This is a genomic window from Amaricoccus solimangrovi (assembly GCF_006385685.1).
Taxonomy (GTDB): domain Bacteria; phylum Pseudomonadota; class Alphaproteobacteria; order Rhodobacterales; family Rhodobacteraceae; genus Amaricoccus; species Amaricoccus solimangrovi.
This window is the reverse complement of sequence record NZ_VFRP01000059.1, coordinates 1-9,516: the sequence shown is the minus strand read 5'-3', so window position 1 is coordinate 9,516 and position 9,516 is coordinate 1. Positions and strand designations below refer to the sequence as shown.

Here is a 9,516-nt window from a genome sequence, read left to right as displayed (position 1 = left end):
CCCGACGATGAACTTCGTCGAGGGGCCGACCGCGGCGCGCTACGACGCCCAGACGATCGGCGTCCGGCCCGAGCACATCTCGGTCTCCACCACGCCCGTCGAAGGCGCCTGGAAGGGCACGGTCGGCGTCGCCGAGCATCTCGGCTCGGACACCTTCGTTCATGTCGAGACCGAGGGCCAGGGCACCTTGAACGTGCGGGCCTCCGGCGAGGTGCCGATCCGCCACGGCGACACCGTCTGGCTGACGCCGCATCCGGACCGCATCTACCGCTTTGATGCGGACGGACTGGCGATCGCCTCCTGATCCCCGCGGGGAAATGACTCCGAAACCTGATCCTTCAAACAGGAACCAATGCGATGAAACGTCTGGAAGGAAAATCCGCGCTTGTCACCGGCGCCGCCCGCGGCATCGGCGCCGCCTTCGCGAAGGCCTATGTCGCGGAAGGGGCGACGGTCGCGGTCGGCGACATCGCCATCGACCGCGCCGAGGCGACGGCGGCCGAGATCGGTCCCGGCGCCTACGCGGTCAGGCTCGACGTGACCGACCAGGGCTCGATCGACGCGGCCATCGCGGCCGTCGTCGAGCGCGCGGGCGGGCTCGACATCCTGATCAACAACGCCGCGCTCTTCGACGCGGACAACATCGCCGACATCACGCGCCAGAGCTACGACAAGCTCTTCTCGGTCAATGTCGCGGGGACGCTCTTCACGATGCAGGCGGCGGCGCGCCAGATGATCGCGCAGGGGCGTGGTGGCAAGATCATCAACATGGCTTCCCAGGCAGGCAGACGCGGCGAGTCCCTCGTCGCGGTCTACTGCGCGACCAAGGCGGCGGTGATCTCGCTCACGCAGTCGGCGGGGCTCAACCTGATCCGGCACGGCATCAACGTGAATGCGATCGCTCCGGGCGTGGTCGATGGCGAGCACTGGGAGCACGTCGACGCGATGTTCGCGAAGCTTGAGGGCAAGAAGCCGGGCCAGAAGAAGGCCGAGGTCGCGGCGGGCGTCCCGGCCGGTCGGTTCGCGACGCCCGAGGATCTCACGGGGATGGCCGTGTTCCTGGCCTCGCAAGAGGCCGATTACATCCTCGCCCAGACTTACAACGTCGATGGCGGGCAGTGGATGAGCTGACCCTCCTAGGCCGATGCGCGCATGATCAGCCGGGCCTCGAGCAGCGTCTGCTCGGGGCCACCCCCGTCGGAACGCTGTCCCTCGATCCGGTCAAAGAGCATTTCGAGACTGTGCGAGGCCAGCCCATCGTAATCCTGCGCCACGGTCGTCAGCGCCGGGCATGTGAAGCGGGACAGGGGATGATCGTCATGACCGGCCACGCGCAACTCACAGCCAGGTCCGATGCCGACCTTCACGCCCTCGGCATAGGCCGCCGCCAGTACTCCGATGGCGAGCCGATCATTGGCGCAGAGCACGGTTTTCGTCGGGAATCCGCCCGCGCGCAGGATCCGACCAGCCAGCCCATGCCCGATCTCCTCGAAGCTCCATCCCTGATGCTCGCCGAGTTCGACGATGCGCGGCTCGAGGCCGAGCCGATCCATGGCCGCGACATAGGCGCTTCGCCGCTCCTCGGTGTTCTGGTTGACCCTGGGCATGTCGAGGTAGCAGGGCGGTTCGCCGGAGCGGCAAAGGTAATCGACGATCAGGGAGATGCTTTGAGCATTATCAGTTCCGACGAACGGGGCCCCCTCGCCGACGCGGCTGTCGAGAAAGACGACCGGGACCTCCCTGCCGAGCGCCTCGATACGACGCGCATCGGAGCCTTCGCCGAGCGGGGCGACGATCGCGCCCGAGATCTTCAGCGAACGCAAGGTATCGAGCGCGTTGACCTCGAGCGTGCGCTCGCCATGCGAGCTGAGAACGATGGCCCAGTAGCCAGCCTGAGCGCAGCGAAGCTCGATCCGCCTGACGACCTCGGCGAAGAACGGGTCCACGAGCTGCGGCACGATGATCCCGATGTTGCGGGGATTCTTCCGGTTGAGGTTCCGCGCGAACATGTTCGGATGGTAATCGAACCGCGCCAGCGCCCGTTCGATCTTCTCCCGCGTCGAGACGCGCACGCTGGTGGGATCGTTGAAGTAGCGCGAGACCGTCGGTCTGGATATGCCGCTCGCGGCGGAAAACTCCTCCATGGTCCGGATCTTGGTCGCCGCCATGCGCGATTCCATTCGTGGCTTCTTCCAGGCGATCCTGCCGAGTTTCATGCCATGCGTAAAGATATTACCTGCATCCGCGTGATGTTTCTTGATCCCAGATTTTGGTCAGGTCTGTCATTATGATCGAGAAATAATTTTTCGCGCGTAAATTTTTAGGTTTGCATTAAGAAAGAAATGTGTTAGACACACCCTCAAGGCGTCCACGAAACTTGGCCGGAGCACAGCCTCCCGCCGCCGTTCCGCCATTCAGGGAGCCCACATGCGAAAGATCATCACCATCGGGGAGATCCTAGTCGAGATCATGGCCACGGAGATCGGCGACGGGTTTCTGGAACCGATCTCGCTGATCGGCCCTTTCCCCTCCGGCGCGCCCGCCATCTTCATCGATCAGGTTGCCAAGCTCGGCCAGCCCTGCGGCATCATCGCCCGGGTGGGCGACGACGACTTCGGGCGCCTCAACATCGAACGCTTGCGACGGGACGGCGCGGATGTCTCCGCGATCGCAACGGACCCCGACCGGCCCACGGGAAGCGCATTCGTCCGGTACCGCGCCGACGGGACACGCGATTTTGTCTTCAACATCGCACACAGCGCAAGCGGCGCCATCGCCCCGACCCGGGCCGGATCGGAGCTTATCGAGAGCGCCGATCACCTGCACATCATGGGCTCGGCCCTGTCCTCCCCCGCGCTGGCGGAGATGGTCTTCGCCGCGCTGGAGAGCATCCGCGCCCGGGGCGGAAGCGTGTCGCTCGACCCTAACCTGCGCAAGGAAATCCTCGCGGCCCCAGGCATGCGCGAGGCCCTCGATCGGGTCCTGTCCCGGACGGATCTCTTTCTGCCAAGCGGCGAAGAGCTGTTTCTGTTCTCGGAGCACGCGGACGCGGACCGCGCCATCAAGGACCTGCTCGCACGCGGTATCCGAACGATCGTCGTCAAGAACGGCGCCAAGGGCGCGCTGTGCCACGAGGCTTCCGGCTCATGGTCGGTTCCGGCCTATCCGGTCACCGAGGTCGATCCAACCGGCGCCGGCGACACGTTCGGTGCGACCTTCGTGACCTTCTGGCTCCGCGGCTCTCCGCCCCGCGAAAGCCTGACCCTCGCAACCGCCGCCGGCGCCCTCGCGGTCACCCGCCGGGGGCCGATGGAAGGCACGTCCACGCTCGCGGAGATCGAGGCCTTTCTCGCGCTCCACCACTCGGAGGAATCCCTATGACCACCCGTGTCCTCGCCGATCTCCCCAAGCACCACGCCAACGGCGAGAGGATCGGGATCACCTCCGTCTGCTCGGCGCATCCCCTTGTGATCGAGGCGGCGCTTCGGCAGGGAAAGTCGGACGGTTCTCCGGTTCTCATCGAGGCAACCTGCAACCAGGTGAACCAGGAAGGCGGATATACCGGCATGACGCCGGCCGACTTCCGGTCCTTCGTCGAAGGCATCGCCGACAAGGTGGGTTTCGCGCGAACGGACCTCATCCTCGGCGGCGATCACCTCGGGCCCAATCCCTGGAAGCACCTGGCCCCGGACGAGGCGATCGGGCGCGCGCGCGCGATGGTCGCGGCCTACGTCGCGGCCGGCTTCACGAAGATCCACCTCGACACCAGCATGGGCTGCGCGGGCGAGAGCGTCGCCCTTCCCGATGCCGTCACCGCCGAGCGCGCGGCCGACCTCGCCGCCATCGCCGAGGGCGCGGTCGATCCGGACGCCTTCGCCCCGCCCGTCTATGTGATCGGCACCGAGGTGCCGGTTCCGGGCGGAGCGCTCGAGGCGCTCGACCATCTTCAGGTGACCAGTCCCGAAGCGGCGCTGGAGACGGTGGAGATCCACCGCCGCGCCTTCGCCGCCCGGAACCTCGAAGCAGCCTTCGACAGGGCCATCGGACTTGTCGTCCAGCCCGGCGTGGAATTCGGCAACGAGGACGTCATCACCTACGTGCCGGAACAGGCCCGCGCGCTCAGCGGCGTTCTGACCGATATGCCGAGCTTCGTCTTCGAGGCGCATTCGACCGATTACCAGCCGCCCGAGGCGCTGGCGGCCCTCGTCCGCGACGGGTTCGCGATCCTGAAGGTCGGTCCGGGCCTGACCTTCGCGCTTCGCGAGGCGCTCTACAGCCTCGACCTGATCGCCGCGGATCTCGAGGGACGACCCGGCGCCGTGGAGCTCCAGCCCGCGATGGAGCGGCTTATGGTCGAGAAGCCGGACAACTGGCGGAAATACTACCACGGCACCGAGGGCGAACTGCGCCTGCAGCGCCACTTCAGCTATTCCGACCGGATCCGCTATTACTGGCCAGACCCGGCGGCGGCGGCGGCGGTCGGCCGGCTCGAGGAGCGCCTCGCCGGTCGGACGATCCCGGAGACGCTGATCAGCCAGCACCTCGCGGCGCTCTACCCGGGCGTAGCCTCGGGCGAGATCGATCCCCGCCCCTCCGCCTTGCTGATCGCGGCGGTCCAGCGCGTTCTCTCAATCTACGGAAATGCATGCCGTTCAGGAGGTTGAACGAATGGGCGGTTCGCAAGCAACGCCCACCACGGCAGGGTCTGAAGGCATCCCCTTCAAGATGAACCGCGACTTCACCCCCGGTGCCTGATCTCCCCTTCGTAACGCGTCGCTGCATCAGGCGGCCCGCGCCATCGCTCCGACGCTCGCGACCGGCAACACCGCCGTCGCCAAACCCTCGGAATTCACCACGGGCTCGCGGCTGACATCTGGTCGCGCGACATCGGCCGCGTTCACCGCGTCGCGGCCGGACTCGACGCGGGGCGGATCGTGGTGAATCCCGTCGACCAACGTCCGCGACTTGGGCCGAGGCCCCGGTGCCGCATCTGACCGCGCCCGATCTGGTGCCGGACCCGGCCACCACGGAACAGAGGGCGCTCCGGCCTCTTTCGGACGAACTCGTCGCCGAGCTTCAGGCCGCCGACACGCTGGTCATTGGCGCGCCGATGGATGAAACGGCAGCCAGGATTGTCCGACATGGATGAGCGGCTGCGCCGATTGAGCGACATCGACGACCAACTCGAGGCCTTCGCGCGGGTGGCGAATTGCGAAATCAGTCAGTCAACTCACTGGACGGCCATGACGTCCAAGCTCTCCGGAGCCTTCAAGGCTGAAAAAGTAGACCAATGATTCGTCGATGCCACCTTACCGAGATCCACGCTGCATGGATCTGAGCAAGGCACGCAATGCCTCCGGCAGCTGGCGTCGGCTCGGGTAGTAGAGATGGAAGGCGGGCCCCATGGACCACCAGTCGGGCAGAACATGCACCAGTCGCCCGTCGGCAAGTTGCGGTCGAACCCGGTCCTCAAGCGTGTAGCAGATCGCTCCGCCGTTTTCGGCGATCTCCAGTGACAGGACAGTCTCGTTGACGATGACGGCCCAGTCGAGGGACAGGACGACCTCTTCGCTCCCGCGCTCGAGTTCCCAGTTGTAGATGCGCCCCGTGCCCATGCGCAGGCCGACGCAGCGATGGGCTTTCAGATCGTCGGGATGCTCGAGCGGCGGCGCGTCTCGCAGGTAATCCGGCGAGGCAACCGTAAGCCAGCGCAGTTCCGGACCGAGCGGCAGTGCAATCATGTCCTCCGGCACGGTCCCGCCGTAGCGGATGCCGGCATCGAAGCCTTCCTGCACGATGTCGATGACATGGTCGTTGATCTCGACCTCGACGCGGACCTCGGGATAGCCGCGCATATAGTCGGCGACCACGGGGGCCAGCACCAGCCTCGCGGCGTCGGAGGGCACGTTGATCCGGAGGTTTCCCGCAGGCCGGTCGCGGTAGCGGTTGAGCCGCTCGAGCCCGGCCTCGATCGCGTCGAGCCCGGCCCGCACGTCCGCGAGCAGCTCGCGTCCGGCTTGGGTCAGCGTCACGCTGCGGTTGGTACGGTTGAACAACCGTACGCCCTGGCGCTGTTCGAGCCCCCGCATGGCGTGGCTGAGTGCCGAGGGAGACAAATCGAGCTCGGCCGCGGCTTTTCTAAACCCGCCCGTCTCGGCGACGAGGCGAAAGAAGTTGAGATCGCCAAGATCGGTGCGGTTGAGTTTCATGGCAGCTCCCTTGCTGATCACGCTAGCACGATCTGAGATGAATTTCATTCATCACCGCGTGCATCTCTGATGGCCTTACCCCGCCGCAGCCTGATCTCTACGTCTTCGTCCGGAAGCGAGACAGGAGGCCCGAATGAACACATCGCTGCCCAGATCGTCCTCGCGCTTGGCGGGCTCTTCCTCGGCACCGCGGAGTTCGCGGCCATGGGGCCGTTGCCGTCGATCGCCTACACCTACGAGGTCGACATGCCCACGGCGGGCCATCTCGTCACCGGCCTCACCGAGGCGCAGGTGCCCTGGATGCTGGCGATCTCGGCCGGGCTCGGCTGGGCCGCGATCGGTTATGTCGGCGCCGCTCTGGCGCTGGCCGGTCTCGGCATCTTCATCATCGTTCTCAAACTGCAAGCAAGGGACTGATCCATGACCAGAATGCAACGGATCGTCGCCAAGGGCTCCGTCGCCGTCATCACCGGCGCAGCCAAGGGCATCGGCGCGGCCGTGGCCACCGACCTCGCGGCGCGCGGGCTGAGACTGGCGCTTTTCGACCGCGACGAGACGGCGCTCGCCGCACTGGCGGGGCGCCTCGGCACCGACGTGCTGACAGTGACCGGGGACGTGGCGCAGCGTGCGGATTGCGAGCGGCTGCATGCGGCGGTCGCCGAGCGCTTCGGCACGCCGCGGCTGCTGATCAACAATGCCGGCCTCATGCGCCGTCCGGGCCCCTGGGCCTCGCCCGAGGAGTGGCGCGAGGTACTGGACGTCAACTTCATCTCGACGCTGCGCCTGCAGCACCTCTTCGTGCCCGACATGATCGCTGGCGAGCAGCCCGGGGCCATTGTGAACTTAGGCTCCAAGGAGGGCATCACCACCCCGCCGGGGCAGGCCGCCTATTCGGTGGCGAAAGCCGGGATCAAGGTGCTGACCGAGCAGCTGGAACATGAGCTGCGCAACGCCACCCAGGGCCGAGTTTCCGCACATCTGCTGGTGCCGGGCTACACCTACACTCCGATGAACTTCCCCGATGCCAAGCCGGGGGACCGCAAGCCCGAGGCACCGTGGTCGGCCGAGCAGATGGTCGATTACTTCATGGCGCGACTGCTGAACGGCGATTTCTACATCCTCTGCCTGGATAACGAGGTGACACCGGCAATGGATGCCAAGCGCATCCGCTGGGCCGCCGAGGACATGATCCGCAACCGCCCGGCGCTGTCGCGCTGGCACCCCGACTACAAGGAGGACTTCGCACAGTGGATGAAATCGTGAGACCCCGCGCACTTGTCACTGGCGGCTCTGCCGGGATCGGGCTGGAAATCGCCAGGCTGCTTGGGGCGGATAGCCATGACCTGATCCTCACAGGGCTCAGCCCGAGGGTGCATGCGGCGGCCGAAGAGCTGCGTGGCCTCGGGGGCGACGTGGTTGCAGTGCAGTCGGACCTGTCACAGCCGGAGGGCGTGCAGCAGGTCATCGAGGCCGTGCGCGCGGCGGGCCGGCTGGATGTCATGGTGCTGAACGCGGGCATCGCGATCGGCGGCGCCTTTCTCGACATCGCGCTGGAGCGGCACCTGAACCTCATCGATCTGAACATCGGCTCGACGGTGCGGCTGTGTCATGCGCTGGTGCCCGATCTGATCGAGACCCGCGGCAGGATCCTGATGGTCAGCTCGATCTCGGCCTTCGGCCCCACACCCTACGAGAGCGTCTATGGTCCGTCGAAAGCCTTCATGTCCTCCTTCGGGCACGGGCTGCGCGAAGAGCTGCGCGGGACCGGGGTGAGCGTGACGCTTCTGCATCCCGGCGCAACAGCGACCGAATTCCACCACCGCGCCGGCATGGATGCCACCCGCTTCGGCGACAATAGTTGGAAGAACGATCCGATGCTGGTCGCCCGCCAGGGAGTCGAGGCGATGCGGAGCGGCCTGAGTAGCGTCATCGGTGGGGACGAGGCGACGCAGAAGATCGGCGAGGAGCGCAGGTATCAGCCCGAAGAGGAGAAGGCGCGCCATCATGCCGAGCAGGCGCGGCCGTCGCACACCAAATGAAGGAGAATGCAATGCATAACGTGACCGCAAACGGCGCCTCGATTCCCGCCCCGGGCTTCGGCACCTTCCGGATGAGCGAGGCCGAGGTCGCAGACGTGCTGCCAGAGGCTCGGAAGGTGGGGTTCCGTCACGTCGATACCGCGCAGGTATACGGCAAAGAGGCTGCCGTCGGAGCCGTGATCCACGCATCCGGCGTCGGGATGAGGTCTTCCTGACCACCAAGGTCTGGGTGACGGAGTTCGCCGCGGCCGACTTCCTGCCCTCGGTCGAGGAAAGCCTCAGGAAGCTGGGGGTCGACCATGTCGATCTGCTACTGCTGCACTGGCCGCATGGCAACGACACGCCGCGCGAAGTCCAGATCGAAGAGCTGAACCAGACCGTGACCCAAGGCATGACCTGGCACATCGGCATCAGCAACTATAACGTCGCCGAGATGCACGAAGCGGCGGGGCTCTCGGCCGTGCCCCTGGTGACCAACCAAGTGGAATACCATCCCTACCTCAGCCAGGCACCGATCCTGCGGGCCTGCGAAGAGTGAACCGCGCCGGGTTGCCCGGAGACTCCAACTCTTGAGAGACTGGAGCCATGACGAAGAGAATCCCACCCTATAGCCCCGAGGTGCGCGCCCGCGCCGTCCGGATGGTCATGGACCATCAGGAGGAGCACGGCTCGCAATGGGCTGCGTGCCGCGCGGCAAACAGGGTGAGACGCTCGCCGCCGTCGACAGGCTCGTTCACCACGCGATCATCTTCGAGATGAATGTCGAGAGCTACAGGCGGCGGTCGGCCCTCGAAGCAAAGCGCAGGCGAGGCAGGCCCGCCGCCTACGCGACAATCAGGAATACGGGCGTCTCATCCTGATCGCCGCGCTACACCAGAAAATTGCGATGTCGGGCGTGGTCATGGCCGCGCCCTGTGTGATGGGCGGCTAGATTAATGACATTCGTTCGCAACGGCGATGAGAGGGTACCCGCCTCAGGGAGCGCCGAAGGTCTCTAGAAGCGGAAAGTCTATTGCATAAGCTGCAAATATCGCCACGGAGCCACGTTCCCACCTGTTGACGCCTCTCAAGGTCCCTCCCCTGAAAGCCAAGCCCGTGAACGGCGATCCATTGAATAAGTGTTTATTATAATTCAATCAATTCCGGATTGAATCCTATTAAGGAACAGCCGTGCGTGTACCGGGGCACGGATTCGAGACAGCGCTTTGCGCCGGTTACGCCGCCAGTTTGACCGTGGCGGCTTCGGTTTCAAGGCCGAGTTGCGCGGC

General features: G+C 65.7%; 14 protein-coding genes. 12 read left to right on the top strand and 2 right to left on the bottom strand.

Annotation, left to right across the window (positions count from 1 at the left end; all coding sequences use genetic code 11):
* Both FJM51_RS22740 and FJM51_RS22735 read left to right on the top strand, forming a co-directional pair.
* On the top strand, nt 1-304 hold a 304-nt coding region (locus FJM51_RS22740), incomplete at its 5' end, for a TOBE domain-containing protein (protein WP_140456387.1).
* A 53-nt stretch (nt 305-357) separates the two neighbouring features.
* A complete protein-coding gene (locus tag FJM51_RS22735) occupies nt 358-1,131 on the top strand; it encodes an L-iditol 2-dehydrogenase (protein ID WP_140456386.1) in 774 nt (257 codons plus the stop codon).
* A gap of 5 nt (nt 1,132-1,136) precedes the next feature.
* On the opposite strand, the gene FJM51_RS22730 is transcribed toward FJM51_RS22735, so the two are convergent.
* Nucleotides 1,137-2,180, bottom strand: coding sequence for a LacI family DNA-binding transcriptional regulator (locus FJM51_RS22730; RefSeq protein ID WP_233713242.1), 1,044 nt, complete (start codon nt 2,178-2,180; stop codon nt 1,137-1,139).
* A gap of 247 nt (nt 2,181-2,427) precedes the next feature.
* Between FJM51_RS22730 and FJM51_RS22725 the strand changes: the two genes are divergently transcribed.
* The 5 genes from FJM51_RS22725 (at nt 2,428) to FJM51_RS24040 (ending at nt 5,294) form a co-directional block, all read left to right on the top strand.
* The gene (locus FJM51_RS22725) at nt 2,428-3,381 is read left to right on the top strand and encodes a tagatose kinase (protein WP_140456384.1); all 954 of its coding nucleotides are present in this window, start codon (nt 2,428-2,430) and stop codon (nt 3,379-3,381) included.
* Nucleotides 3,378-4,664 carry a D-tagatose-bisphosphate aldolase, class II, non-catalytic subunit gene (locus FJM51_RS22720; protein ID WP_140456383.1) on the top strand — a complete coding sequence of 429 codons (1,287 nt, stop codon included), beginning with the start codon at nt 3,378-3,380 and terminating at the stop codon, nt 4,662-4,664. Before FJM51_RS22725 ends, FJM51_RS22720 begins: the two co-directional genes overlap by 4 nt.
* Nucleotides 4,665-4,776: 112 nt before the next feature.
* Complete coding sequence (locus FJM51_RS25435) at nt 4,777-4,941, top strand: aldehyde dehydrogenase family protein (protein ID WP_210240404.1); 165 nt, start codon at nt 4,777-4,779, stop codon at nt 4,939-4,941.
* A gap of 40 nt (nt 4,942-4,981) precedes the next feature.
* Nucleotides 4,982-5,149: a hypothetical protein gene (locus tag FJM51_RS24265; RefSeq protein ID WP_210240403.1), complete on the top strand. Its 168-nt coding sequence runs from the start codon at nt 4,982-4,984 to the stop codon at nt 5,147-5,149.
* A complete protein-coding gene (locus tag FJM51_RS24040) occupies nt 5,142-5,294 on the top strand; it encodes a hypothetical protein (protein ID WP_181164727.1) in 153 nt (50 codons plus the stop codon). The genes FJM51_RS24265 and FJM51_RS24040 overlap by 8 nt, the downstream gene beginning before the upstream one ends.
* Nucleotides 5,295-5,309: 15 nt before the next feature.
* Here FJM51_RS24040 and FJM51_RS22705 read toward each other — a convergent pair whose 3' ends face one another.
* Nucleotides 5,310-6,209 carry a LysR family transcriptional regulator gene (locus FJM51_RS22705; protein ID WP_140456382.1) on the bottom strand — a complete coding sequence of 300 codons (900 nt, stop codon included), beginning with the start codon at nt 6,207-6,209 and terminating at the stop codon, nt 5,310-5,312.
* Nucleotides 6,210-6,413: 204 nt separating this feature from the next.
* Here FJM51_RS22705 and FJM51_RS24035 point away from each other — a divergent pair, with 204 nt between their 5' ends.
* The 5 genes from FJM51_RS24035 to FJM51_RS24255 are packed head-to-tail and all read left to right on the top strand — an operon-like array spanning nt 6,414 to nt 8,786.
* A complete protein-coding gene (locus FJM51_RS24035) occupies nt 6,414-6,626 on the top strand; it encodes a hypothetical protein (RefSeq protein WP_181164726.1) in 213 nt (70 codons plus the stop codon).
* 3 nt (nt 6,627-6,629) lie between these two features.
* Complete coding sequence (locus FJM51_RS22695; protein WP_233713240.1) at nt 6,630-7,472, top strand: SDR family NAD(P)-dependent oxidoreductase; 843 nt, start codon at nt 6,630-6,632, stop codon at nt 7,470-7,472.
* Nucleotides 7,457-8,248: an SDR family NAD(P)-dependent oxidoreductase gene (locus tag FJM51_RS22690; RefSeq protein ID WP_210240402.1), complete on the top strand. Its 792-nt coding sequence runs from the start codon at nt 7,457-7,459 to the stop codon at nt 8,246-8,248. Before FJM51_RS22695 ends, FJM51_RS22690 begins: the two co-directional genes overlap by 16 nt.
* Before the next feature lie 11 nt (nt 8,249-8,259).
* Nucleotides 8,260-8,463 carry an aldo/keto reductase gene (locus FJM51_RS24260; protein ID WP_210240401.1) on the top strand — a complete coding sequence of 68 codons (204 nt, stop codon included), beginning with the start codon at nt 8,260-8,262 and terminating at the stop codon, nt 8,461-8,463.
* Between the two features lie 14 nt (nt 8,464-8,477).
* The gene (locus FJM51_RS24255) at nt 8,478-8,786 is read left to right on the top strand and encodes an aldo/keto reductase (protein ID WP_210240400.1); all 309 of its coding nucleotides are present in this window, start codon (nt 8,478-8,480) and stop codon (nt 8,784-8,786) included.
* The last annotated feature ends 730 nt before the right edge of the window (nt 8,787-9,516 follow it).

What these genes read in the sequence shown, in the direction of transcription:
- FJM51_RS22720 (WP_140456383.1), top strand. Translation starts at nt 3,378, where the DNA reads ATGACCACCCGTGTCCTCGCCGATCTCCCCAAGCACCACGCCAACGGC.
- FJM51_RS22730 (WP_233713242.1), bottom strand. Translation starts at nt 2,180, where the DNA reads ATGGAATCGCGCATGGCGGCGACCAAGATCCGGACCATGGAGGAGTTT.
- FJM51_RS24035 (WP_181164726.1), top strand. Translation starts at nt 6,414, where the DNA reads ATGGGGCCGTTGCCGTCGATCGCCTACACCTACGAGGTCGACATGCCC.
- FJM51_RS22735 (WP_140456386.1), top strand. Translation starts at nt 358, where the DNA reads ATGAAACGTCTGGAAGGAAAATCCGCGCTTGTCACCGGCGCCGCCCGC.
- FJM51_RS22725 (WP_140456384.1), top strand. Translation starts at nt 2,428, where the DNA reads ATGCGAAAGATCATCACCATCGGGGAGATCCTAGTCGAGATCATGGCC.
- FJM51_RS24260 (WP_210240401.1), top strand. Translation starts at nt 8,260, where the DNA reads ATGCATAACGTGACCGCAAACGGCGCCTCGATTCCCGCCCCGGGCTTC.
- FJM51_RS24040 (WP_181164727.1), top strand. Translation starts at nt 5,142, where the DNA reads ATGGATGAGCGGCTGCGCCGATTGAGCGACATCGACGACCAACTCGAG.
- FJM51_RS22695 (WP_233713240.1), top strand. Translation starts at nt 6,630, where the DNA reads ATGACCAGAATGCAACGGATCGTCGCCAAGGGCTCCGTCGCCGTCATC.
- FJM51_RS22705 (WP_140456382.1), bottom strand. Translation starts at nt 6,209, where the DNA reads ATGAAACTCAACCGCACCGATCTTGGCGATCTCAACTTCTTTCGCCTC.